Genomic DNA, 26,366 nt, shown 5'->3' with positions numbered 1-26,366 from the left:
GAGAGAAAAGATAAAAAGCCGAGGGAGTGCCCGGGCGCTCCGGCGCCCGGTTCGTTGAAACAGTCAGTCAGCCTCACAGCGCCTCCAGACGCGCCATCAGGTCATCGATACGGCTGACCTTCTGCTCGTCCAGTGCGCTGCCGTCCAATGCCTCGATGTGCGCTGCCAGCTCCTGCACCGTGCTGCACTCGAACATCGCCCGCAGCGGCACCGTGCGCTGCAGCGCCTGCTGCACCCGCGAGGCGATCTGGGTGGCAAGCAGCGAGTGCCCGCCGAGGTCGAAGAAGTTGTCGGTGACGCCCACCCGCTCGGTGCCCAGCACCTGGGCCCAGATCTCGGCCAGGGTGCGCTCCAGGTCGCTGGACGGTGCCTGGTAATGCAGCGCCGTGCCGAACGCCAGGGCCGGCAAGGCCTTGCGGTCGAGCTTGCCGTTGGCGTTGAGCGGCAACTGCTGCATGGCCTGCCAATGGCGCGGCACCATGTACTCGGGCAGGGTCTGGGCCAGGTGTTGCTTGATGGCCTGCCAGTCCTCGCAGCCCACCACGTAGCCCACCAGGTAGTGCCCGGTCGCAGCCTGCTGGGCGGCCACGGCAGCGTCGCGGACCTGGGGCAGCTCGCGCAGGCGCGCTTCGATTTCGCCCAGTTCGATGCGATAGCCACGGATCTTCACCTGGTGGTCGACCCGGCCGACATACTCCAGCACCCCGTCGACCCGCCGCCGCGCCAGGTCGCCAGTGCGGTACAGGCGCTCGCCTGGGGCGCCGAAGGGGTTGGGCAGGAAGCTTGCAGCAGTGCGCGCAGGATCCGCCAGGTAGCCTCGGCCAACACCGGTGCCGGCGATGAACAGTTCGGCGTCGGCCAGCAGCGGCACGGGCGACAGGTCATCGCCCAGCAGGTACAGCAGGTTGTTGTCGGTCGGGGTGCCGATCGGCAGGTAGCTGCCGGCGGCGGAGGCTTCGTCGACCTTGAACAGCGCCACGTCGTCGCTGCACTCGGCCGGCCCGTAGGCGTTCACCAGCGGCACCGCCGGGTAGGTCTGCAGCCACTGGCGCGCCAGGGCCGGGGGCATGGCTTCGCCGGTGGGCAACATCCAGCGCAGGCCGTCCAGTGCGCCGGCTGGTTCGGCCAGCAGGCCCTGGATCAACGACGGCACGCTTTCCAGCACGGTGATGCCGGTGTCGCGGACATGCCCGAGCAACGCCGCCGGGTCGTGGGCGATGGCGTCCGGCACGATCTGCACCCGTGCCCCGCACAGGGCAGCGGTGAGGAACTGCCACACGGAGATGTCGAAGCTCTGGGAAGCGGTCTGGGCGATCACGTCGTGCTCGTCCAGCGCCAGGTAAGGCACCTTGCTCAGCTGGTTGTTGAGCATGCCGGCCTGATGCACGGCCACGCCCTTGGGCACACCGGTAGAGCCGGAGGTGTAGATCACATAGGCCAGGTGCTGGCCGCTGACGCCGATACCCGGCGCGGTATCGCTACCCTCCCCGGCTTGCACCTGGTCCCAGACCAACAGCCGCGGACGCACAGCCGCGTCTCCAAGCTCATCGAGCAGCAAGCGGGCCTGCGCCTCGCACTCGGCGCTGCACACCAGCACCGGTGCGCAGCTGCGCTGGACGATGCCCGCCAGGCGTTGGTGCGGGTGCGCAGGGTCCAGCGGCAGGTAGCCCGCACCGGCTTTCAGGGTGCCGACGATCATGCCCAGCAGCGGCAGGCCGCGCTCGGCCAACAGCGCAACCGGCGAGTCGGGCTGCAAGCCGGCCGCCAGCAGGGCGTGGCCCAGGCGATTGGCGTAGCGGTCCAGCTCGGCGTAGCGCCACTGCTCATCCAGGCAGGCGGCGGCGATGCGCTCGGGGTGAGCGGCCACACGGGCTTCGAACAGCGGCACGTAGCCCTGTTGCAGCGGGTACTCGCGGGCGCTCTGGTTGCAGTCCAGAAGGACCGACCGGCGCTCGTCCTCGGCCAACAGCGGCAAGGCATCCAGGTCGCCCTCGAAGCCATCGGCCAAGGCCAGCAGCAGGCGCTGGAAATCAGCCAGCAGGCGCTCGATGGTCGCCACCTCGAAGAATCGACGATCGTAGGACAGGTGCAGGCCCAGGTCGTCACCGGGGTAGCAGACCACGGTCAGCGGATAGTTGGTGTGGGTTCGGCCAGAGCCGGACTTGGCGTTCAGGCCTTCGGCGCCTTCGAGCACGGTGGCGTCCACCGGGGCATTCTCGAACACGAACAAGCTGTCGAACAGCGCCTGGCCCTTGGGCAGCTCACTGCACTCCTGGATGCTCACCAGCGGCAGGTGCTCATGCTCGCGCAGCGCCAGGTTGCGCTCGAACAGCTGCTGCAGCCACTGGCGCACGCTGAGCTTCTCGCCGGGGGCCGGCATGCCCACGCGCAGCGGGATGCTGTTGATGAACAAGCCGACGCATTGCTGCATCTGCGGCAGGCTGGCCGGGCGACCGGCCACGGTAACGCCGAACAGCACGTCGCGCTCGCCGCTGTAGCGGCGCAGCACCAGCGCCCAGGCCGCCTGGGCGAAGGTGTTGACGGTCAACTGGTGGGCCTGTGCCAGCTCGCGCAACCGTGCCCCCTGCTCGGGCAACAGGCGGCTGTGCAGGTCGCCCACCAGCATGCCGCCGTTGTCGTGGAGGATTGGCCGGTCGCTGGGGATGTAAGTTGGACGGGCAAAACCGGCCAAGGTCTGGCGCCAGTACTGTTGCGAGGTCTCCAGCCCTTGATGGTGCAGCCAGGCGATGAATTCGCGATAGCGCGGCGGTGTCGCCAGGCGGGCTTCGCTGCCCTGCTCCAAGGCTGTGTAGATGGCCAGGAAGTCGCCCATCATGATCGACCGGCACCAGGCGTCGATGAGGATGTGGTGATTGCTCATGATGAACCAGTGCTGCTCCGGCGCCAGGCGAATCAGGCGCAGGTGCAGGGGTGGGCGCTCGAGCAACTCGAAGCCAGCCAGGCGCTCACGCTCCAGCATGGCCTGCAAACGCGCTTCATGCTGGTCGGCAGGCAACGCGCTCCAATCCAGGAACTCGACCCCATCGCCGTCACCGCGGTGGATGATCTGCAGCATCTGCTCGCCGGTGTTCCAGCAGAACGAGGCGCGCAGGGCTTCATGGCGGGCCACCACGGCGCGCCAGGCGCGGTCGAAGCGCTCGACGTCCAGCGCACTGTCGATGCTGTAGCGGTCCTGCATGAAGTAGATGCCGGTGCCGGGCTCCAGCAGCGTGTGCAACAGCAACCCTTCCTGCATCGGCGTCAGCGGGAACACGTCCTCGATGGCGCTGGAGGCCAGCGGCAAGGCGTCGAGCTGGGCCTGGTCGAGCCGCGCCAAGGGGAAGTCCGACGGCGTGATGCCACCGGCCTCGGGTTGCAGGCAATGCTCGATCAGGGCGTGCAGGGTGCGCTGGTAGGTCTGCGCCAGTTGCTCGATGGTCTCGGGGCGGAACAGCTGGTCGCTGTAGGTCCAGCGCAGGGTCAGCTCGCCGCCGTACACCTGGCCGTCGACGCTCAGCCAGTTGGCAAGGGCGGCGTCACCGCTGTGCTGCGCGCCACCGGCCTCGGACAGCGGGCGGAACAAGGCGCCGTCGGCGAAGCCCTGGTCGAACTGGCCCAGGTAGTTGAAGGTGATGCGCGCCTCGGGCAAGGCCGCCATGGCAGAACGGCTCACAGGGTCGGCCAGGTAACGCAGTACGCCGTGGCCCAGGCCCTTGTGCGGGACATCACGCAGTTGTTCCTTGATGGCCTTGAGGCTGTCGCCGAGGGCGCTGGCCGGGGTCAGCTGCAGCGGATAGGCGCTGGTGAACCAACCCACGCTGCGGCTCAGGTCCAACTCGTCGAACAGCGCTTCACGGCCGTGGCCTTCCAGTTGCACCAAGGCCGACGGTTGACCGGTCCAGGCGCACAGCGTCTGGGCCAGGGCGGTGAGCAGCAGGTCTTCGACCCGCGCGCGGTAGGCCAGCGGCGCCTCTTGCAGCAACTGGCGAGTGGCCTCGGCGCCCAGGGTGAGGCTGACGCTGCGGGCGTCACGCTCCAGGTTGGGATTGCCGGTGAAATCCCGCGGCAGGTCGATTGGCGCACTGCGCAACTGGCCTTGCCACCAGCCCAGTTCCTCGCGCAGAGACTCGCCGGTGGCGTAGGCGCCCAGGCGTTGGGCCCAATCGCGCACCGCACTGGTCTTGACCGGGAGCTCGATGGCCTGGCCCTGTTCCAACTGGCGGTAGGCCGTTTGCAGGTCTTCGAGCAGCACGCGCCAGGACACGCCATCGACCACCAGGTGGTGGATCGCCAGCAACAGGCGCGGCTGATCGCCCGGTACCAGTACGCCGCGCAGCAGCGGCCCCTGGTGCAGGTCAAGGCTGCGCTGGGCCTGCTCGAACACTGCCAGACGCTGTTCGGCGGTGTCGGCCTGGCGCTGCCAAAGCAGTGCTTGGCCCGCATCGATGGCCGCGTAGTGGGCCTGCCACTGGCCGTCGTCATCGGCGGCGAAACGCAGGCGCAGGGCATCGTGATGGCTGACCAGCGCTTGCAGGGCCTGCTCCAGCAGCTCGGCCTGCAAAGGCTGTTCGGCGCCCAGCAGCAACGACTGGTTCCAATGCTGCGGTGTCACCAGGTCCTGGTCGAAGAACCAATGCTGGATCGGCGTCAGCGCACTGGCCCCGGTGACCGGGCCTTGGTCGATGCTGACCTGCTGGCTCTGGCTGGCAACTGCGGCCAGGGTGCGCACGGTCTGGTGCTGGAACAGGTCCTTGGCGGTGAAGTGGATACCCGCCTGACGGGCGCGGCTGACCACCTGGATGGACAGGATCGAGTCGCCGCCCAAGGCGAAGAAGTTGTCGTCGATACCCACTCGGGCGGCGCCCAGCACGCCCTGCCAGACCTCCACCAGGCCGCGCTCGACCTCGCTGCCCGGCGCGGCATAGCTGTGCTGGCTGGCGCTGAAGTCCGGGGCGGGCAAGGCACGTCGGTCGAGCTTGCCGTTGGCGGTCAGGGGGAATCGCTCGAGCACCATCAGGTGCGCGGGCACCATGTGCTCGGGCAGGCCGGCGTGCAGGTGCGCACGCACCTGCTCCAGGTCCAGATCGGCTGCTGCCAGCAGGTAGCCTGCCAGTTGCTTGCCCGACGGCCCGTCGACGGCCAGCACCACGGCTTCGCGCACCTTGTCGTGAGCCTGCAGGCGCGCTTCGATTTCGCCCAGTTCGATGCGGAAACCCCGTACCTTGACCTGATGATCGATGCGGCCCAGGTATTCCAACTGACCATCGCCGCGCTGGCGCACCAGGTCGCCAGTACGGTACAGGCGGCCACCGCCAGCGGTATCGAAGGGGTCGGCGACGAAGCGTTCGGCGTTCAGCCCGGCGCGGCCATGGTAGCCACGGGCAAGGCCCTGGCCACCGACGTACAGCTCACCGGTGGCGCCAGCGGGCACCTGCGCCAGGTCGGCATCCAGCACGTGCAGCTGGCGAGCACCGACCACCCGGCCGATGGGTACGTTGACCACATCTTCGGCCAGCATGTCGGCCACGGCGCAGGCAGTCGGCATGACCACGGTCTCGGTCGGGCCGTAGGCGTTGAACAGGGTTTGCGGGGCGAACGTTGCACGCAGGGCGTGCACATGCTCCGGGGTCAGCGCCTCGCCACCGGTGATGCACAGGCGTACCGGCAGGCGTTCGTCGCGGCTGCTCAACCACTGCGCCAGTTGGCCGCCATAGCTGGGGGTGAAGCCCAGCACGTTGATGCCGTGGGTGCGGATCAGCGCGCAGATGGCCTCTGCGTCCCACTGGCCCTGTTCGCGCAGTACCACATGGGCGCCGAACAGCAGCGGCACCAGCAGGCGCTCGCTGGCGGCGTCGAAGTTGATGGAATAGAAATGCAGTTCGCAATCGGCCGGTGTGGTGCCGAACAGTTTGCCCACCGCCAGGCAGTGCATGGCCAACGGGCCTTGGTCCACGGCCACGCCCTTGGGCAAGCCGGTGGAGCCGGAGGTGTAGATCATGTACGCCAGGTGCCCAGGCGCAGAGCGCTCGACCGGGTTGGCGTCGGGATAAGCCGCCAGCGCGGCGAGATCCTGCTCCAGGCTCCAGGCCTGGACATCGGCCGGCAGCGCCCCCTGTTGCAGCAGTTCGTCATGACCCAGCAGCACGGCAACGCCGCTGTCCTCGATCATGTAGCGCAGGCGTTCGTTGGGGTACTCGGGATCCAACGGGACGTAGGCGCCACCCGCCTTGAGGATGGCCAGCAGGCCCACCACCAGGTCCACCGAGCGCCGTAGGGCCAGGCCCACGCGAACCTCTGGGCCGACGCCCAGTTCGATCAGGCGATGGGCCAAGCGGTTGGCCTGGGCATTGAGCTGGGCATAGCTCAGGGAGCGACCGGCACAGGTCACTGCCAGGCCGTTCGGGGTCGCCAGCGCCTGGCGCTGGAACAACCCATGGACGCTTTCTGCCTGGACCACCGGCGCATCGCCGCGACCTGCGGCGAGCAGCGCCAGGCGTTCGTGCTCGGCCAGCAGCGGCAGTTCGCTCAAGGCTTGCTGCGGGTCGGCGAGCATGGCGCGCAGCAGTTGCTGCCAGTGCTCGGCCATGATGGCGATACGCGCCTCATCGAACAGGTCGGTACTGTACGTCAGGCAGCAGCGCAGCTGTTCGTCGAAGTCGGTGACCTCCAGGTTGAGGTCGAACTTGGTCGCACGGGCGTCGTTGACCAGGTAGTCCACCTTCACCCCACCCGCCAGCTCGCGCTGCTGCTGGAACTCCCAGCGCTGCACGTTGCACATCACCTGGAACAACGGGTTCCAGGCAGCGCTTCGCTCGGGTTGCAAGGCTTCGACCAGGTGATCGAACGGGATGTCCTGGTGCGACTGGCCGTCGACGGCGACTTGCCGGACCTGGGCCAGCAGCTCGTCGACGCTCATCTGCCCATGGGGGCGGATGCGCAGCACCTGGGTGTTGAGGAACGCACCGATCAGCCCTTCGCTTTCCGGGCGGATGCGGTTGGCCAGCGGCACCCCGATGCGCAGGTCGTCCTGGCCGCTGTAGCGGTACAGCAGCACCGACAGCGCGGCGGTCATGGTCATGAACAGGGTGAGACCGCGCTCGCTGTTGAAACGGCTCACCTGCTGGGCCAGTCGCTCATCGAGGTCGAAGCGATACAGTTCGCCATGGTGGCTCTGCACTGCCGGACGCGGGCGGTCGCTGGGCAGTGCCAGGAGAGGTTGCTCACCCCCCAGCTGCGCACGCCAGTAATCGAGCTGACGCTGCATCTCGCCGCCTTCCAGCCAGCCACGGTGCCAGGCGCTGTAGTCCAGGTATTGCACCGGCAGCGGCGCCAGAGGCGATTCGCGGTCGTCGACGAAGGCCTCGTACAGGGCGCCCAGTTCGCGGGCGAAGATATCCATGGCCCAGCCTTCGGTGACGATGTGGTGCAGGGTCAGCAGCAGGTGGTGCTCGCTTTCGCCGCTCTTGACCAGGCACACCCGCAACAGCGGGCCGCGCTCGAGGTCGAAAGGAGCATGGGCCTGTTCGTCGGCCAGTCGGGCGATGCTCGCTTCGCGCTCGGCCGGGGCCTGGGCGCTGATGTCCAGCCATTGCATGGCCACATCGGAGCGACTGGAAACCTGCTGCCAGGGCTTGCCGTCCTCGGACGGGAACGTGGTGCGCAGGCTTTCATGCCGGTGAATCAAGGCTTGCAGGGCACGCTCGAAGCTGTCCACGTGCAGCGCGCCGCGCAAACGCGCCATGCCGCCAACGTTGTAGGCAGGGCTTTGTGGGTCGAGCTGCCAGAGGAACCACATGCGCTGCTGCGAATATGACAGCGCCACGCGCTGCCGACGGTCGACCAGGGCGATGGCGCCCTGTTGATCCACCTGGCCTTCGGCCTTGGCGCGGGCCACCCAGGCAGCAAAGGCTTCCAGCCGGCGCGACTCGAACAGGCTGCGCAGCGGCAGGTCCACGCCCAGGGCCTGACGGGCGCGGGAGACGATGCGGGTAGCCAACAGCGAGTGGCCGCCCAGGGCGAAGAAATCATCGTCCAGGCCGACGCGCTCCACCTCCAGTACCTGCGCCCAGATGGCCGCCAGTTCACGTTCGCAGGCATCGCGCGGGGCGCGGTACTCGCGCAGGCTGACATCCGGCTGCGGCAAGGCGCGGCGGTCGAGCTTGCCAGTGGGCCCCAGTGGCAACGCAGCCAGGCGCAGGAAGTGCGCGGGCACCATCGCTTCGGGCAGGCGTTGCAGCAGCGCATCGCGCATGCGCGCGGCCAGCGCCGCTGGCGGCTCCTCGCCTTCGAGCACCAGGTAGCCCAGCAGTTGACCGCCGCCGGCGCCCTCGCCCAGCACCACGGCGGCCTGACGCACGCCCGGCTGCTCCAGCAGGAGGTTGCGGATTTCCTCGATCTCGATGCGCACGCCGCGCAGCTTGACCTGCTCATCCACACGCCCCAGGTACTCCAGGGCACCGTCGTGGCGCCAACGCGCCAGGTCGCCACTGCGGTACAGGCGCCCGCCACCTTCGGCGGGCAGGAAGCGCGCCGCGGTCAGGCCCGGTTGCCCCAGGTAGCCACGGGCCAGGGCATTGCCGCCCAGCAGCAGTTCACCCTGAGCACCGGCAGGCGCGACGTGCCAGCCAGCGTCGCGGACCTGCACCACGGCATTGCTCAGCGGGCGGCCAATGGGCACGCGCGCACCGGCTTCGGCGTCGGCACATGGCCAGTGGGTGATGTTGATGGCGCTTTCGGTCGGGCCGTAACGGTTGTGCAGGGCCACGCCAGGCAGGCGCTGCTGGACGCGACGACACACGTCGGCCGGCAGCGTTTCACCGCCGCTGAACAGTTGGCGCAGGCTGCTGCATTGCTCCACCTCGGGCTCTTCGATGAACAGTTGCAGCAACGGCGGCACGAAGTGCAGCACCGTCACGCCATGCTCGCGGACCAAGGCCACCAGGCGCCGCGGGTCGCGATGATCGCCTTCGCCGGCCAGGGCCAGACGGCTGCCGGCGATCAGCGGCAGGAAGCACTCCCAGAGCGATACGTCGAAACTAAGCGAAGCTTTTTGCAGCAGCACGTCACGTTCGTCGATGCCGTACTCGCGCTGCATCCACGCCAGGCGCTCGGCCAGGGCGGCATGGCTGACACCCACGCCCTTGGGCTGGCCGGTGGAACCGGAGGTGTAGATCACGTAGGCGAGGTTGTCCGGGTGCAGGTTCGACGCTGGCCCCTCGCTGACGCCCGGGCCACTGGCCACGCCATCGAGGGCCAAGGTGGCGAAGCCGGTTTGCCCGGCGAAGCGATCGAGCAAGGCTTGCTGACCCAGCAGCAACACAATGCCGCTGTCCTGGAGCATGAACCGCAGACGTTGCTCGGGGTAGTCGGGGTCCAGCGGCACGTACACACCGCCGGCCTTGGCGATGGCCACGAGGGCGACCATCGTGGCCAGGGAACGCTCGCCCAGCAGGCCGACGCGCACTTCCGGGCCAACGCCCTGCTCACGAAGGCGCAGGGCCAGGGCGTTGGCCGCCCGGTCCAGGTCGGCGTAGGTCAGCGCCTGGTCGCCAGCCATCACGGCAGTCTGGGTTGGGCGCTTGGCCGCTTGCTGGGCCAGGCGTGCCGGCAACAGCCAGTCCACCTCGGCACCGGGGTTGCTGCCCCAGGCCTGTTGCTGGGCCAACTGGCGCTCATCCAGCATGACGATATCGCCGACTGGCTGGCGAGGTTCGGCGCACAGCTGCTCCAGCAGGGTCACGAAATGCCCGCAAAGACGCTGGATGGTGCTTGCCTCGAACAGCGCCTCGGCGTAGTCGAAGGACACCCGCAGGCGGCCCTGGGTGTCCTGCTCGCTGTGCAACTGCAGGTCGAACTTGGCCTCGCGGCTATGCCACGGCAGCTCTTCGGCGAACAACCCGGGCAGACGGCGCAGGGCGCTGCTGTCGCGTTGCAGGTGGTTGAACATCACCTCGAAACCGGCAGCGTCACCCAGGGCGGCGCTGACCTGTTCGTAGTCCAGTACCTGATGGGCGTGCGCGTCCAGCACCGTGGACCGCACACTGGCCAGCAGCGCGTCGAAGCCGGCGCGGCCATCGACCTCGCTGCGCAGCACCTGGGTGTTGATGAAAAAGCCCACCAGGCCTTGGGCGTGGCGGTGTTCGCGGGTGGCGCTGGGCACGCCGACACGGATGTCGGTCTGGCCCGTGTAGCGGTGCAACAGCACCTGATAGGCGGCCAGCATCAGCATGAAGGTACTGACACCTTGGGCCTTGGCCGTGGCCGCCACTTGCTCGCAAAGCTTGGCTGGCAGGTTCACGCTCAGGCGTCGTGCGGCCGAGGGAGTCAGGCTGCGGGCGTGATCCAGGGGCAGCACCAAGGCCTCGCGCTCGCCACCCAGTTGCGCCTGCCAGTAGGCCAGCGATGGCGCCTGGTCGGTGACGCGGGCGTGCAGCCAGGCCAGGTAATCGCCATGGTTGATCGGCAGCGCTGGCAACGTCGCCCCGGCGTCGGCGTACAGGCGTGCGAACTCGTCCAGCACAATGGCGAACGACCAACCGTCGGCGACGATGTGATGCACGGTCACCAGCAGCAGGTGGTCCTGCTCGTCGACCTGTACCAGGCGTACGCGCAGCAGCGCGCCCTCTTGCAGGTCGAACGGAGTGGACGCCTCCTGGGAGACGATGGCTTGGGCGAGTGCCCCGCGCTGGTCCGGAGCCACGTCGCGCAGGTCATCGTGGTACACGGAGAAATCGGCAGTGTCCGCGATCTGTTGCAACGCCACGCCATCTTCTTCGAAGAAGTAGCTGCGCAGGGCTTCGTGGCGCTGTACCAGCGCCTGGAAAGCGCGCTCCAGGGCTGCGCGATCCAACTCGCCACGCAGGCGCAGGCCGCCGGGGACGTTGTAGGCAGCGCTATTTGGCTGCAACTGCCAGAGGAACCACAGGCGGCTCTGGGCGGCGCTCAGCGGCACCGGCTGGCCGGGTACCCGAGCGATCGGTGGCTCGGGTTGCTCGCCGCGGGCCAGAGCCTGCACCTGGGCTGTGAACGCTTCCAGGGTCGGGGCTTCGTACAGGGTGCGCAGGGACAGGTCGATGCCCAGTTCGTCGCGCAGCTCGGCGATCATCTGGATGGCCTGGATCGAGTTGCCGCCCTGGCTGAAGAAACTGGCGCCGGGCTCCAGCGCGTCTAGCTTGAGGGTTTCACGCCACAGGTTGTGCACCTGCGCGGGCAAATCCTGCGCAACGGGAGCGCTGACGGTGCTGGCCTGGCCGGCCTGCCAGTGGGCCACACATGCCAGGCTGCCGTCGCGCCATTGCGCCGCGCAGGCCGAACGTTGCAACTTGCCGCTGGAGGTCTTCGGCAGGCTGCCGGGCTCAAGCAAGAGGACCACCGCCGGGGTTTCCCGGTGAACGTCTGCCACCTGTGCCCGTACCTGCTCGATCAGTTGCTCAAGGGGCTGTTGCTTCTGCGCCCGCCGCCCGACTTCGGCGGCGATACCGAAGGATTCCGCGCCCTCGTGCTGCAGGGCGAACACCGCCACCCTGCCCTTGCGCACGGCTTCGATGCGGGTTTCGACGGTGCGCTCGATGTCCTGCGGGTAGAGGTTCTGGCCGCGGATGATCAGCATGTCCTTGAGGCGGCCACTGACGTACAACTGGCCTGCGTGCATGAAGCCCAGGTCACCGGTGCGCAACCAGGTCTGGCCGTTGCGCACCACGAAGGCACGGGCGCTGGCCTCGGGGTTGCGCCAATAGCCCTGGGCGACGCTGGGGCCGGTGCTGCAGATTTCGCCGACTTCGCCGTCGGCCAGCACGCTCTGGGTCAGCGGATCGAGGATCTGCACTTCATGCTCGGGCTGCGGCCAGCCGCAGCTCAGCAGCTGCGCGCCTATGCCGGGCACTGCGCGATTGGCGGCCAGGGCTTCGGCATCCAGCTGCAAGGCATCGATGCCCTGCCCCGGCCGGCTGCCGGACACGAACAAGGTGGCCTCGGCCAGGCCATAGCTGGCGAGGAAGGCCTTTGGCTCGAAACCGCAACTCACGAAGCGTGCGGCAAAGTCGTCGAGGCTGTCCTGGCGAATCAGTTCGGCACCGGAAAACGCTACGCGCCAGCGGCTCAGATCGAGGCCCGCCAGCTTGCTCTGGGCGATGCGTTCGTGGCAAAGCCGGTAGGCGAAGTCGGGGCCGCCACTGATGGTGCCGCCGAAGCGGCTGATCGCATCCAGCCAGCGCAGGGGGCGTTCGAGGAAGTACTGCGGCGACATCAGCACCACCATCACGCCGCTGTAGATGCCCTGCAACAGGCCGCCGATCAGGCCCATGTCATGGTAGAGCGGCAGCCAGCTGACGATGACTTCGCCGTCGTCGATGCCATAGCCCTGGCGAATCAACCAGGCATTGGCTTCGAGGTTGCCGTGGCTGACCTGCACGCCCTTGGGCGTGGAGGTGGAACCGGAGGTGTATTGCAGGAAGGCGATGTCTTGCGGTTGCGGCAATTCGCCGGCAAAGGGCGGTGCGTCCTGGATTTCGTCCACTGCCAGCAGCCCCGGCATGGCCAGGCCGGAATCGCGCAGCGTCGGCAACAGTTCGGCGGTGGTGAGGATCACGCTCGGTTCGGCGTCGTCGATGATCGACACCAGCCGCTCCAGGTGCTGCGGGCGCATGGATTCTGGCGGATAGGCCGGCACCGCGATGACCCCGGTGTACAGGCAGGCGAAGAACCCGGCCACGTAGTCCGGGCCGCTGGGCAGCAACAGCAGCGCCCGCTCGCCACGGCCGGTGCGCTGCGCGATGGCCGCAGCGATGGCGCGGGCGCGGGCGTCCAGTTGCCCGTAGCTGAGCAGTAGCCCGTCGTCACTATGCCCATCGAGAAAACGCAGGGCGGGCGCCTCCGGCTGCCGGGCGGCGTGCCGCATCAGTGCGTGAGCCAGGGAAGTCGGGCGCTCGAAGGTAGTGGCCATCGCTGTATCGGTCCTCAGATCCATGCTTGGGGAACGGCCGCGTGTTGTACAAGCGGTCGTTTTCATAGGAACAGTGACGGGTGAGGCGGGGGGAAATTAGTCTTCGTGGTCGGTCAGCGGATGGGAAGCGATGCAGTAACAGTCATGTCGTTGGTGGGTAGGAAATGCCCAAGGTTGCAGCCTACAGCCCGGCACTTGGAAGATTGATATCAGCAAATGGCAAAGACATATTGCGAATAATTCTCAATAAATCTATTCTGCGCGCCTTCGGAATCATCCGCTCTGGAGCGCCACCGTGCCCACCAACCTGGACCAGCTGTTCCGCCTGTACCATCGCGACCTGCAGCACATTGCCTACCGCCGTCTGGGCGATCGCGAACTGGCGGCGGATCTGGCACAGGACACTTTCGTCCGCTATGCCGGCATGGGCGATGCCAGCATTGCTCAACCGAAATTTTTCCTCATGCGTCTGTTACGCAATCTGGTTATCGATGTGGTCCGCCGACGCAAACGCGTCGGCGAGCATAGTGCTCTGCAGGATGTCGAAAACGAGTTGCTAGACCCAAGACCCAACCCCGAACAGTTACTGGAACTGCGCCGTCAACTTGAACTGCTGCGCGAGGCGTTGGACGAACTACCGAGTAACTGCCGCCAGGCACTTTTGCTCAACCGCATGGACGGCCTTGGCCACGCCGCCATCGCCGAACGCCTCGGGGTGTCGCCCAGCATGGTCAGCAAATACATCATGCGCGGTCTGCGCCACTGCGTCCGTCGCCTGGCGTGACAGAGAACCGACATGCCCGTTGACCAAACCCTGCTGGACCAGCCTCTGCCCGACCTTCAGGAACAAGCACTGCAGTGGCTGGTGGACCTGCACGACGGCAGGCCCAATGCCGACCGATGGGACCGCTACCTGGCCTGGAGCGAACAATCCCCGGCGCATCACAGCGCCGCGCTGGCCGCCGAGACGCTGTGGGAAAGCCTCGGCACCAGCCTGCGCCGCCCTCGTCGGCGGGGCCTGCCAATCCTGATGCTTGGCATCGCCGCGATGCTCGGCGTCAGTAGCCTGCACCAGGCTCAGGAGCAGGGTTGGCTGGCCGATCAGCGCACCGGCCCAGGTGAACGCCGCGAGCTTCACCTGCCTGACGGCTCGACCCTCACGCTTGCGCCGGGCACTCGGGTGGACATCCGTCTGACTGGCGAGCTTCGTCTGGTGCGCCTGTACAGCGGAGAACTCCATGTACAGGTCGGGGCCGACCCCGCTCACCCGTTCGATGTCGAGTCGGCCGGTGTGCGCATGCGAGCGCTGGGCACTGGCTTCGACACACGCAGCGATGGCAAAGGAGTTCGTCTGGTCGTCACTGAGCACCAGGTCGAAATGACCGCAGGAGGGAAATCGCAACAGGTCGACCAGGGCCAGGCGCTGGACTACGCCAACGGACAAATGGGCACGCCACATCCGGTCGACGTCGAAGCCCTCACCGCCTGGCGACGCGATCGCCTGGTGTTCGATGGCGAACCACTGGGCGAAGTGCTCGAAACCCTTGGGCGTTACCACAGGGGACTGATCTGGGTCAGCGACCCCCACCTGCGTGCTCTGCCGGTGACCGGCTCGCTGCCGACCAACGATGCCGATGCGCAGTTGCGTTGGCTTGAGCAAGTGCTACCGGTACGTATTCGTCAATGGCCATGGCTGACGCGCATTGAACCGATCTCCCAGGGTCATCATTGAAAAAATTTGGATCCGTGCTGTCAGCTTCCGGGACACCGTCGTGTATCCCCTTTGAGAGCCGCAACCGACGGCTCATCGTCGAGTGCAAAGGGGATAAACATGCAGCAGTTGTTTCGTCGCGGCGGGTTGTATCTGGCTATCAGTGGCAGCCTTGCCGCCAGCGTCAGTGGCCCACTGTGGGCCGCCCAGCCCACCCAATCGGCCGCGCGCCAGTTCACGGTAGCGCCTGGCCCTCTCGGCCAGGCGCTCAACCGGTTCGCAGAGCAGGCCGGGCTGCGCCTGATGGTCACCAGCGAACTGGTCGCCCAACGGACCAGCCCTGGGGTCAGCGGCAGTGCCAACACCGAACAGGCGCTCGCCAGGCTGCTGAGCGGCACCGGGCTGGTTGGCCAGGTGCAGGGCGACCGGCTGATCGTGCTGCCTGCCCCGACCGAGGAAGCCGCCCTTACCCTGGACGCCAGCCAGGTAATCGCCACTGCCGAGGAAGAATCCAAGCAGATGCCCGGCGTGTCGATCATCACCGCCCAGGACATCCAGAAGTCGCCGCCGGTCAACGACCTTTCGGACATCATCCGCAAGATGCCTGGCGTGAACCTGACGGGAAACAGTGCAACCGGCGTGCACGGCAACAACCGCCAGATCGACATCCGTGGCATGGGGCCGGAGAACACCCTGATCCTGATCGACGGAAAACCCGTCACCTCGCGTAACTCCATTCGCTACAGCGTTACCGGCGACCGCGACACCCGTGGCGACACCAACTGGGTGCCGGCCGAGCAGGTCGAGCGCATCGAGGTGATCCGCGGCCCGGCGGCGGCCCGCTATGGCAATGGTGCCTCAGGTGGCGTGATCAATATCCTCACCAAACGGCCCGACAACCAGACCCATGGCATGTTGTCGCTGTACACCAACGTGCCCACGCACCACGACGAGGGGGCCACCAAACGCGCCAACTTCAGCCTCAGCGGCCCCTGACCGAGACCCTTCACTACCGGCTCTACGGCAATATGAGCACCACCGATAACGACGACTTCGACATCAACGAAGGTCACCAGGCCGGCAGCAACAAGTTGCCGGCCGGCGCCGAAGGTGTGCGTAACAAGGACGTCAACGGGTTGCTGACCTGGCAGCTCGATGATCGCCAGTCGCTGGAATTCGAGACGTCCTTCAGCCGCCAAGGAAATCTGTATGCAGGCGAGAGTCAGGGCAACGTCGACACCTCCAACAAGCTGGCAGGCAACTACCTGGGTCGCGAAACCAACAAGATGTACCGGGAAACCTACTCGATCACCCACAATGGCGATTGGGATTTCGGCACCAGCAAGTTTTTCGTCCAATATGAAAACACCCGCAACCGTCGGTTGAACGAGGGATTGGGCGGAGGTGCCGAAGGCCTTATCAATTCCGACACGTTCACCACCAGCGAATTGAAGAACTGGCTCGCCCATGGCGAATTCAACCTGCCCATGGCCACCGTGCTGCCGCAAACCTTGACGGTGGGAGGCGAGTGGACGCGCCAGGAGCTCAATGACCCCGCATCCTTGAGTGCAACCGCCTCCAGCAGCAACCCACTGCCCAACGCTACCGATGGTGTACGCGACAGCGCGGTCGGCGCGACGATAGGCTCACTGTTCGTCGAGGACAATATCGAACTGGCAGAGGGCACCATGCTCACCCCTGGGGTGCGCATGGACGATCATCAGGACTTCGGCCCCAACTGGTCGCCGAGCCTGAACTTCTCGCAGCGTTTCTGGGATGACTACACCTTCAAGGCCGGCATCGCCCGCGCTTTCAAGGCGCCCAACCTGTACCAGATCAACCCCAACTACATGCTGGTCAGCAACGGCAACGGCTGCTCCATGGGTGGCACGAGCGGCTGCTACATTCTTGGCAACGCGCACCTGGACCCTGAAATCAGCATCAACAAAGAGCTGGGTGTGGAGTTCAGGCATGACAGCTGGGTGGCTGGCTTGACGTACTTTCGCAACGACTACCGCAACAAGATCACCGTTGACCTCACTGACTCGGTGGCCGACGCCGGTAGCTACGAGGTGTACCAGTGGGCCAATGCCAAGAAGGCGGTGACCCAAGGTATCGAGGGCACGCTGCAGATACCGCTGGCCGATAACTTGACCTGGTCGAACAACGCGACCTGGATGATCGAATCGAAGAACAAGGACAACGGCAACCCGCTGTCGCTGATTCCCAAATACACCCTCAACTCCATGCTTGACTGGCAGCTGACACCGGAGCTGTCCTCCCAGCTCAGCGTGACCAGTTATGGGCGCCAGAAGCCGCCAACCAACGCCACCACTCGCTCCGAGGCAACCGGCGGCGTGAACTCCCAGTCGCTCGGCAGCTACAGCCTGGTCGGACTCAACCTGGGCTACACGCTCAACGAGCACATTCGGCTGGGGGCCGGGGTCAGCAACCTATTTGACAAACGCCTGTTTCGCAAGGGCAATGCCAGCGCGGCAGGTGCTGCGTCTTACAACCAGCACGGCAGGGCCATCTACACCAGCCTCACGGCGTCCTTCTAAGCAACGTAAGCGCGAGTGTTTGGAGCTGATCCAGATACGTTGTTGTCTGGGCCGGCCTCTTCGCGGGTAAACCCGCTCCTACAGGTTCGGCGTTGACCTTTGCAGGAGCGGGCTTGTCCGCGAAGAGGCCCGCCCAGACACACGCCCATCGAGGTCAGAGCAGCTTGTCAGCTACCTCATCGACCGCCGCCTTGGTGATAGCAACGATGCGGTCAGCGTCCTTATGGTCGAGCACCAACGGCGGTGCAAAACCGAGGATGTCGCCATGTGGCATCGCCCGGGCGACCATGCCGCGTTCCAGGCACGCCGCCGATACCTGCGGTCCGACCTTGAGCGCCGGATCGAATGGCGTGCGCGCCTCGCGCTCGGCCATGAACTCGACCGCGCAGAGCATGCCGTCGCCACGCACCTCACCGACCAGCGGATGGCCTTCGAGCGTCTCGCGCATGCGCAGGTTCAAGTAACCGCCCACCACTTCGGCGTTATCGGTGAGGTTTTCCCGCTCGAGGATGTCCAGGTTGGCCAGCGCCGCAGCGGCGCAAATCGGGTGCCCGGAATAGGTCCAGCCATGGCCCATCGGCCCGGCTTTCTGCGAGCCCTCCTCGATCACGTTCCACACCTTCTCGCCGACGATCACCGCTGAAAGCGGCGCGTAGGCGCTGGTCAGGCCTTTGGCCGTGGTGATCAGGTCCGGGCGGATGTCATAGCGCTGGCTGCCCATCTTCGAGCCCAGCCGACCGAAAGCACACACTACCTCGTCGGCGATCAACAGCACATCGTAGCGCTCGAGCACGGCCTGGATCGCCTTCCAGTAACCTTTGGGCGGAACGATGATGCCACCCGTCCCCATGAGCGGTTCGCCGATGAAGGCGGCCACGGTGTCCGGGCCCTCGGCGAGGATCAACTGCTCCAGCGCGTCGGCGCAGTACTGCACGAAGGCCTGCTCGTCCATGCCTGCCGGGGCTTGCCGGTACCAATGCGGACAGACCGTGTGCTTGACCCCTTCCACCGGCAAGTCGAAATGCTGGTGGAAACTGGGCAGCCCGGTCAGGCTGCCGGTCATGATGCCGGAGCCGTGATAGCCGCGGTCGCGGGAAATGATCTTCTTCTTGCGCGGGCGACCGAGGATATTGTTGTAGTAACGCACCAGCTTGACCTGGGTCTCGTTGGCATCGGAGCCCGACAGCCCGTAATAGACCTTCTTCATGCCGGCTGGCGCCCAGTCGATGATGCGCCTGGACAGCTCGATGATCGCCTCGGTCGAGTGGCCGACGTAGGTGTGGTAGTAGGCCAGCTCCTGGGCCTGGCGGTGGATCGCATCGGCGACCTCGGTACGACCGTAACCGATGTTGACGCAGTACAGCCCGGCGAAAGCGTCGATCAGTTCACGACCTTCATGGTCACGCAGGCGGATCCCTTCGGCACCGGTGATGATCCTGCCCTTGAGCGCGCCGCTGGCGTGATCGTGGGCATGGGTCGAGGGGTGCATGAAGTGGGCGCGGTCCTGTTCGAACAGCTGGCTGAAATCTTGGCTCATGACGAAGGCTCCTTAGAACTGACCGTGGTGGTGCAGGCAAACGTATTTGGTTTCGACGAAGGGCTCGAAGCCCTCGCTGCCACCCTCGCGGCCCAGGCCCGAGGCCTTCATGCCGCCGAATGGAATGGGATGGCCGGTGAACTTGACGCCGTTGATGGCCACCATCGCGTGATCGAGTCGGCGCACCAGGGGGTGGACGACATCCAGGCGGTTGCCGACGATGTACGCCGCCAGGCCGTACTCGGTGTCGTTGGCCATGGCGATGGCCTGCTCCAACGTATCGAACGGCATGACCCCGGCGATGGGCGCGAAGTTTTCTTCCTGGTAGATGCGCATCGCCGGGGTGACATCGGCCAGCACCGTCGGCTGGAAGAACCAACCGCCCAGGGCATGGCCCTCGCCACCGGCCAAGCGCCGGGCACCGAGCTGCAATGCGTTGGCGACCCGCGCCTGGGTGGCATCGAAGGCCGCCTGATGCATCAAGGGGCCGACCTCGGCTGCCGTCTCATCGCCATCGACCATCGCCGGGCCGACTTTCAGCGCTCTTACGGCCTCGGCGAACCGCGTCAGGAACGCCTCGTACAATGGCCGCTGCACCATGATCCGGTTGGCCGCGCAGCAATCCTGGCCGGATGTCTGGAACTTGGCCGCCACGGCGACGCGTACCGCCAGTTCAAGATCGGCGTCGGCGCAGACGATGAAGGGCGCATTGCCGCCCAGCTCCAGCGCCACCTTCTTCACATCCTGCGCCGCAGCCTGCAGCACCAGCTTGCCGACGCGGGTCGAGCCAGTGAAGCTGACCGCGCGCACGCGGCTATCGCGCACCAGGGTTTCCATGGTCATCTGGGGCTCGCCGATGACCACGTTGAACACCCCCGGCGGGAACCCTGCATCCTCTGCCAACTTGGCCAGGGCCAGCGCCGAAAACGGCGTTTCATGCGCCGGCTTGACCACCACCGTGCAACCGGCAGCGAGCGCCGCAGCGGCCTTGCGGGTGATCATCGCGCTGGGGAAATTCCACGGGGTCAGCAACGCGCAGACACCCACCGGCTCCTTCAGCGTGCTGAGCTGGGCGCCTGGGATATGGCTGGCGATGGTCTGGCCATTCAGGCGCCTGGCCTCCTCGGCGAACCAGGGAATGAAACTGGCCGCGTAGGCGATTTCACCGCGCGCCTCGGCCAGCGGCTTGCCCTGTTCCTCGCTCAGGATGCGCGCCAGTGACGCCTGGTGCTCGATCATCAATTCGGCCCAGCGCCGCAGCATTGCCGCACGGTCGTCCAGGCTGCGCTGGCGCCATGCCGGGAACGCCCGCTCGGCGGCATCCACTGCGTCGACGATCTGTTCATGGTCGAGCAGCGGTACATGGCCGATGACCTGGCGAGTGGCCGGGTTGTGCACCGCGATGCTGTTGCCGCTGTGGCTGTGCAGCCATTGGCCGTCGACATGGCACAGGCTATTGAATGGGTAGTGGTGTGACATGACTGTTCTCCATACCTCTTTGTCGTGGTGACGCGGCTGAGCCCGCAGGTCAGGCCAGCACGTCGGCGATCACCGCCAGGGTGTCGCCGCACTGCACCAGCCCGGGGAAGTGCCGGGCCGCGAGCAGGCCGCTGCGCCGGGCGCGGTATTCAACCGGGGCACTGCCGGTGCGGCGGATATCATGGATGCGCGCAATCACTTCGCCCTGGCTGACCGACTCGCCCAGGTCGCGGCACATCTCCAGCAGGCCGTCGTGCTCGCTGGCGATGAAGCAATCGCCATCGGGCATGTCGAGCAGTACCGACTCACCTGGCTGCATCTGGCCGGCGAGGATGCCGGCATGGATCAGCAGGTTGCGCACCCCGCGTTCGGCGAGGGCCACGCTTTTCGCCGTGGAGGTCCCGCCGCCGCCGAGCTCGGTGGTGACGAACACCTTGCCCTGCGCTTCGGCCGCGGTGTCGTACATGGCCTGCGCGTCCAATTCGAGCATGCGCATGCTGTAGGGCGCGGCGAAGGCCCGCATGCCGGCCTCGCAGCGGGCCTGCTGGGCCTTGTCAGGCAGCACATGGCAGGCGGCGAACGGCAGGAAATCAAGGGTTCGGCCACCGGAATGAATGTCCAGCACGATATCGGCGAGTGGCAGCAAGGTGCGCCGGAAATAGTCGGCGATCTTTTCCGTCACGCTGCCATCGGGCCGACCGGGGAAACTGCGGTTGAGGTTGCCCTTGTCGATCGGCGAGGTGCGGGTACCGGCATGGAACGCCGGCGTGTTCATGAACGGCACGATGATCACCCGCCCCGTCACCTCCCCGGCCTGCAGTTGCTGGGCCAGCTTGCTCAGCGCCACCGGACCTTCGTATTCGTCACCGTGGTTACCGCCGGTCAGCAGGGCGGTAGGCCCGATGCCGTTCCTGACCACGGTCAACGGGATCATCACCGCGCCCCAGGCCGAGTCGTCACGCGAGTACGGCAGCTTGAGAAAACCATGCTGCACGCCGTCCTGGTCGAAATCCAGGTTGCAACTGATCGGGTTGGCCAGCGCGCTGGTGGCCTGTGCGATTGCGTTCATGGTTCAGTCCTTGACGAACAGTTGGCGCGGCACGTTGCACAGGGTCTGGACCCCGGTCTCGGTGATGAGGATGCTTTCGGTGATTTCCAGGCCCCAGTCGTCCATCCACAGCCCCGGCATGAAGTGGAAGGTCATGCCCGGTTGCAACACGCTGGTGTCGCTCGGGCGCAGGCTCATGGTGCGTTCGCCCCAGTCTGGCGGGTAGCTGATGCCGATCGGGTAGCCACAGCGGCTGTCCTTGTGAATGCCGAACTTCTCCAGCACACCGAAGAATGCGCGGGCGATATCGCCAGTGGTGTTGCCTGGCCGGGCGGCATCGAGACCGGCAGCAATGCCTTCGACCACGGCCTTCTCCCCTTCGAGAAAATGCTGCGGCGGCTTGCCCAGATACACCGTGCGCGACAGCGGGCAGTGGTAGCGTTTGTAGCAACCGGCGATCTCGAAGAATGTCCCGGCACCCCGGGTGAAGGGCGAGTCGTCCCAGGTCAGGTGCGGCGCGCTGGCATCGGCGCCGGTCGGCAGCAATGGCACGATGGCCGGATAGTCGCCGCCATGGCCATCGACCCCGAGGATGCCACTGCGGTAGATCTCGGCCACCAGCTCGTTCTTGCGCATGCCCGGCTCGATCCGTTCGAGGATGCCCGCGTGCATCTTTTCGACGATGCGGGCGGCGATGCGCATGTATTCGATTTCCTGCGGCGACTTCACTGCCCGCTGCCAATTGACCAGGCCTGCAGCATCGCTGAAACGCGCCTGTGGCAGATGCTGGCACAGTGACTGATAGGCCGCGGCGCTAAAATAGTAGTTGTCCATTTCCACGCCGATGCGCAGGCCACCCCAGCCCTTGGCCAGGATGACTTCCTGGCACAGGTAGTCCATTGGATGACGTTCGCGCGACTGCACGTAGATGTCCGGGTAGCCGACGATATTGTCGTGTTGCATGAACACCGTGCGCTTGGCGCCGTTGGCATCCTGCCCGCGGCCGTACCAGATCGGCTCGCCATCGAGCGCCAGCAGCACGCACTGGTGGACGTAGAACGACCAGCCGTCATAGCCGGTGAGCCAGGCCATGTTCGATGGATCGGTGACCAGCAACAGCTCCAGCCCCTGCGCCTGCATGGCGGCGCGGGTCTTGGCCAGGCGCTGGGCGTATTCCTGCCGGCTGAACGGCAGGTTGACCACTGTCTGTGACATACGGATGCCCTTCTTGTGATTGGATCGGAAAAAGTCTCAGCTGCTGAACGCCAGGCCTTTGTTGGCGGCGACGGCACGTTCGAAGGCCAGGTTGGCGATGGCGGTGTCCTGGGCGCCGGTGCCGGTCAGGTCGCACAAGGTGACCGCCTCGGCGCGCTCGCGACCTGGCTGCAGGCCAGCGATGACCTGGCCCAGTTCGCAATGGTTGGCTGCCTCGTCGACCACGCCGGCGCGCAGTGCGTGGTGCAGTTCGCCCAGCACGCGGGTCTGGCTCAGGCGGTCGGCGACATAGCGGTCGACCTGGGCCAGGGCCTGCGGCGCGATCTCATTCTTGTGCTCGGCATCCGCGCCCATGGCGGTGATATGCAAGCCGGGCTGCAGGTGTCGCGGCTGGATCAGCGGCTCGCGGCTGGCGGTGCAGGTGATGGCGATATCGACGCCCTGCATCGCTTCGTCGACGCTGCCGCACACCTGTATGTGCAAACGCCCGTCGCGCCCGAGATCGTCAGCCAATCCGGCAGCCTTTGCCGCATCGCGCCCCCAGACCTTCACCTGTTCGATCGGCCGCACCAGGCGCAGCGCCTGCAGTTGCAGACGGGCCTGTTCACCGCTGCCGATCAGCGCCACGCAGCGGCTGTCCTCGCGCGACAGCCAACGCGCGGCGACCGCGCCAGCCGCGGCAGTGCGCACGGCCGTGAGATAACCATTGTCGAGCAGCAGCGCATCGAGCAGACCGGTGCGTGCCGACAGCAACATCATCATGCCGTTGAGGCTGGGCAGGCCGAGCTTGGGGTTATCGAAAAAACCCGGGCTGACCTTGATCGCGAAGCGCTCCAGGCCCGGCAGGTAAGCCGTTTTCACATCCACTTCGCCGTTGTGCTCAGGCACGTCCAGGCGCAGGATCGGCGGCATCGCCACCTTGGCCGTGGCGAGCAGGGCAAAGGCCTGTTCGACGGCATCGAGCGCAGGCTGGTCGAGGGTGATGCAACTGCGCAGGTCGGCTTCGCTGAGCAAGGTGATGGCGGGCATTCGAATACCTCCAATGAAGGAAACCAGAAGACTCAGGCGTCGCCGCCGTTGAGAACGCGCAGGTGCTGGGCGCTATCGACATTGCGCCCGCTGACCACCACCACGACCGGCCCACGGGCTTCGACCAGGCCATCGAGCAGTGCGGCGATGCCAACCGCGCCGGCACCCTCCAGCACCAGTCGCTCATGCTGGTAGGCATGGCGCATGCCGTTGGCGATCGACGCTTCGCACAGCAGATGCAACTGGTCGAGATGGCGTTGCGTCATGGGCAAGGTGTATTGGTTGTTCAAGCCGATACCGCCGCCGAGCGAATCGGCCAGCGTCGGCAGCTCCACGACCTCGGTCGGGCTGCCGGCCTGCAGGCTGGCGTGCATCGCCGCTCCGCGTTGCATGCTGATGCCATGGGCGGTGATCGCCGGGTTGATGCTTTTCAGCGCCAGCGCCACGCCGGCGAACAGACCGCCCCCGGAAAGTGGGATCAACACCTGCTCGACCTCGGGCAACTGCTCGAGGATTTCCAGGCCCAGGGTGCCTTGGCCGGCAATGACACCGGGGTGATCGAAAGGGGGTATGGATGCCGCGCCGTGTGTGTCGGCATGCTGTTGCGCGGCCTGCTGGGCGTCATCCTGCGAGTGGCCATTGATGCAGACCTCGGCGCCAAGGTCGCGAATGGCCTGGACCTTGTTGCTCGGCACCAGCTGCGAGAGGAATACGGTCGCCTTCACCCCCAGTTGCGCGGCAGCGTGAGCCACTGCCCGGCCGTGATTGCCGGTGGAGGCGGTGACCACGCCACGCGAGCGTTGCGCCGGGCTCAGTGCAGCGATGGCATTGCTGGCGCCGCGCAGCTTGAAGCTGCCGGTGGTCTGCAGCGCTTCGAGTTTCAGGTAGACCGGCGTGCCCAGGTGCCGTGACAGGCTGGGCGACAGCTCCAGCGGCGTGCGACGCACAAGGCCGTGGATACGCTGACGGGCGAGGTAGAGATCGTGAAGCGAAAGCGCTGGCATGACCGGGACCCAACGAGTGACCTGACGTTGGGCCGAGTGTATGAGGCGAAAATTGTCACGATGAATGTACTAGGGCAATTTGCCAGAGATTTTGTTTTTTGCCGGTACCGGCCTGTTCGCGACGGTTCGGCGCCCCGACTTGTCCCGCGAATGGGGCGGCGAGGTGGATGGCACCGGCTTCGCCGGTGTTCGCGGGACAAGCCCGCTCCCACAGATCCTTGCTAAATCAATGAGTTATGTTTGTTCTATGAGAGGCCGGTGCGACCGGATCAAAGCTCGTGGATCTGCGGATACTGCCCAAACAACTCGCGCATGTCGCCCAGCGCCTGGCGCAGCTTGGCCTCGGAACATTCGGCCCCCACGCACAAACGCACCGCCCGCGGGCGTGGCGTACCGCGTACCAGGAACGGTTCGGGCGGCGTCACCGCGATATCCCGGCGGCGCAAGGCACGCACCAGGCTGTCCACTTCCCAGCGTTCGGGAATGTTCAGCCACGCTCCCAAGGCATGGGCATGCTGGCCGCGGATAGAGTCTCCAAGGTACTCACGCAACAGTGCCTGACGCTCCCCGAGCAACGTGCGCTGCAGTTCCACCAGCTCCATCGCACGCCCATCGTTGATCCAGCGCGAGGCGATCTCCGCAACCAGTGGCGTGGCCATCCAGCTGTTGACCCGCAAAATGCTTTCGGTTCGCAGCGCCAGGCGTTTGGGCATGGCCAGGTAGCCCACGCGCAGGCCGGTGAGCACCGATTTGGTCATGCTGGTGCAATAGAACGACAACTCCGGTGCATACGTACTCAATGGTCGGGCATGGCGGCCGCCAAGCAGCGGCCCGTAGACGTCGTCCTCGATGATGTGCACCCCGAAGCGCCGGGCAATGTTCGCGATGTCTTGCCGCCGGCTGTCGGGCATCAGGCTCACGGTCGGGTTGTTGAGGTTGGGCGTGCACACCAGGGCGGTCACCCGCTCATTGCTGCAGATGTCCTCGAAATGCTCGGGATCGATGCCCTCGCGGTCCATCTCCAGGCCCTTGAGGGTAAAGCCGAGCACCTGGGAATTACCGATCACGCCATGGTCGGTCAGGCCCTCGCACAGCACCACATCGTCTGGCCCGGCCAGCGAGGCCAAGGCCAGGAAAATGGCATGGGCGGCGCCGTTGGTCACCAGCACATCGTCGCGTTCGACCGGCATGCCCAAGCCACTGAGCCAGCGTACCGCCGCTTCGCGATGGCTCTCGAAACCGGCAATCGGCCGATAGGCATGGATCCACGGCTGCTCTTCTTCCTGCGCCAGCTCCGCGCAGGTGTCGCGCCAGATGCGTTCGTGCGCCTGGGTGTGAAGGATGCGGGTAATGGAGAAGTCGACGAGGGTACGCTCGGGCAGGTCGATGATGTCATCCGACACGCGGTCGCTCATGCGCCGACTGACGAAGCTGCCCCGGCCAATCTCGCAGCGGACCAGGCCCTGGCGCTCCAATTCCTTGTAGGCATTGGTCACGGTTTGTACGCTGATGCCCAGGGCATCGGCCACTTGCCGCTGTGGCGGCAGGCGCTGGTCGTGCACCAGCACGCCACGCTCGATCTCCGCGGTCACAACCTGAACCAGGGTCTTGTACTTGGATTGACCGATGCGCGCCGCATCGAGGGCTGCCTTCCAACTGTGCATGATGTTCACTTCACTCACGGGGCCGACCGACAGCATCGCCTCAGCAGACCGCCCAGGCAATTGTCCTAGTGCAATCCCATCGTCGTTTCAGCTTTTGTATGCTCCGTCCAAGGTCGACATTCCGAACAAAAGCACGGTCGGCCACCCTGCTCCGCTGTTTTGCTCCACTGCCTCCTAA

The 26,366-nt window shown here is 66.0% G+C and carries 10 protein-coding genes and 1 pseudogene; 3 read left to right on the top strand and 8 right to left on the bottom strand.

Annotation, left to right across the window (positions count from 1 at the left end):
- Positions 1-73: 73 nt before the first annotated feature.
- The gene (locus tag E6B08_RS09345; RefSeq protein WP_136913743.1) at positions 74-12,940 is read right to left on the bottom strand and encodes a non-ribosomal peptide synthase/polyketide synthase; all 12,867 of its coding nucleotides are present in this window, start codon (positions 12,938-12,940) and stop codon (positions 74-76) included.
- 295 nt (positions 12,941-13,235) lie between these two features.
- On the opposite strand from E6B08_RS09345, the gene E6B08_RS09340 reads away from it, so the two are divergent.
- From E6B08_RS09340 to E6B08_RS09330, 3 genes and pseudogenes are all read left to right on the top strand, one after another.
- Positions 13,236-13,724 (top strand): RNA polymerase sigma factor, encoded by a 489-nt coding sequence (locus E6B08_RS09340; RefSeq protein WP_136913742.1) that lies wholly within the window; start codon positions 13,236-13,238, stop codon positions 13,722-13,724.
- Between the two features lie 12 nt (positions 13,725-13,736).
- A complete protein-coding gene (locus E6B08_RS09335; protein ID WP_136913741.1) occupies positions 13,737-14,672 on the top strand; it encodes a FecR family protein in 936 nt (311 codons plus the stop codon).
- A gap of 282 nt (positions 14,673-14,954) precedes the next feature.
- Positions 14,955-17,212 (top strand): annotated as a pseudogene (locus E6B08_RS09330) (FepA family TonB-dependent siderophore receptor).
- Positions 17,213-17,366: 154 nt separating this feature from the next.
- Here the strand turns inward: E6B08_RS09330 and E6B08_RS09325 are convergent.
- The 7 genes from E6B08_RS09325 to E6B08_RS09295 form a co-directional block, all read right to left on the bottom strand.
- Positions 17,367-18,749, bottom strand: coding sequence for an aspartate aminotransferase family protein (locus E6B08_RS09325; RefSeq protein ID WP_136913740.1), 1,383 nt, complete (start codon positions 18,747-18,749; stop codon positions 17,367-17,369).
- 12 nt (positions 18,750-18,761) lie between these two features.
- Complete coding sequence (locus E6B08_RS09320) at positions 18,762-20,228, bottom strand: NAD-dependent succinate-semialdehyde dehydrogenase (RefSeq protein ID WP_136913739.1); 1,467 nt, start codon at positions 20,226-20,228, stop codon at positions 18,762-18,764.
- A 49-nt stretch (positions 20,229-20,277) separates the two neighbouring features.
- A complete protein-coding gene (gene doeB, locus E6B08_RS09315; protein ID WP_136913738.1) occupies positions 20,278-21,297 on the bottom strand; it encodes a N(2)-acetyl-L-2,4-diaminobutanoate deacetylase DoeB in 1,020 nt (339 codons plus the stop codon).
- A gap of 3 nt (positions 21,298-21,300) precedes the next feature.
- Positions 21,301-22,491 (bottom strand): ectoine hydrolase DoeA, encoded by a 1,191-nt coding sequence (doeA, locus tag E6B08_RS09310; RefSeq protein WP_136913737.1) that lies wholly within the window; start codon positions 22,489-22,491, stop codon positions 21,301-21,303.
- A 36-nt stretch (positions 22,492-22,527) separates the two neighbouring features.
- Positions 22,528-23,520 carry an ectoine utilization protein EutC gene (gene eutC / locus E6B08_RS09305; RefSeq protein WP_136913736.1) on the bottom strand — a complete coding sequence of 331 codons (993 nt, stop codon included), beginning with the start codon at positions 23,518-23,520 and terminating at the stop codon, positions 22,528-22,530.
- 32 nt (positions 23,521-23,552) lie between these two features.
- Positions 23,553-24,524, bottom strand: a complete 972-nt coding sequence (gene eutB / locus E6B08_RS09300) for a hydroxyectoine utilization dehydratase EutB (RefSeq protein ID WP_136913735.1) — start codon at positions 24,522-24,524, stop codon at positions 23,553-23,555.
- Between the two features lie 269 nt (positions 24,525-24,793).
- A complete protein-coding gene (locus E6B08_RS09295) occupies positions 24,794-26,188 on the bottom strand; it encodes a PLP-dependent aminotransferase family protein (RefSeq protein ID WP_136913734.1) in 1,395 nt (464 codons plus the stop codon).
- Positions 26,189-26,366 lie beyond the last annotated feature (178 nt).

The sequence above is a fragment of the Pseudomonas putida genome, assembly GCF_005080685.1.
GTDB classification, from domain to species: domain Bacteria; phylum Pseudomonadota; class Gammaproteobacteria; order Pseudomonadales; family Pseudomonadaceae; genus Aquipseudomonas; species Aquipseudomonas putida_V.
This window is presented reverse-complemented; position numbering and strand designations above follow the sequence as displayed.

Coding starts and splice junctions, on each gene's coding strand:
- E6B08_RS09345 (WP_136913743.1), bottom strand. CDS start 12,940: ATGGCCACTACCTTCGAGCGCCCGACTTCCCTGGCTCACGCACTGATG.
- eutC (WP_136913736.1), bottom strand. CDS start 23,520: ATGCCCGCCATCACCTTGCTCAGCGAAGCCGACCTGCGCAGTTGCATC.
- E6B08_RS09295 (WP_136913734.1), bottom strand. CDS start 26,188: ATGCACAGTTGGAAGGCAGCCCTCGATGCGGCGCGCATCGGTCAATCC.
- doeA (WP_136913737.1), bottom strand. CDS start 22,491: ATGTCACAGACAGTGGTCAACCTGCCGTTCAGCCGGCAGGAATACGCC.
- eutB (WP_136913735.1), bottom strand. CDS start 24,524: ATGCCAGCGCTTTCGCTTCACGATCTCTACCTCGCCCGTCAGCGTATC.
- E6B08_RS09320 (WP_136913739.1), bottom strand. CDS start 20,228: ATGTCACACCACTACCCATTCAATAGCCTGTGCCATGTCGACGGCCAA.
- E6B08_RS09335 (WP_136913741.1), top strand. CDS start 13,737: ATGCCCGTTGACCAAACCCTGCTGGACCAGCCTCTGCCCGACCTTCAG.
- doeB (WP_136913738.1), bottom strand. CDS start 21,297: ATGAACGCAATCGCACAGGCCACCAGCGCGCTGGCCAACCCGATCAGT.
- E6B08_RS09325 (WP_136913740.1), bottom strand. CDS start 18,749: ATGAGCCAAGATTTCAGCCAGCTGTTCGAACAGGACCGCGCCCACTTC.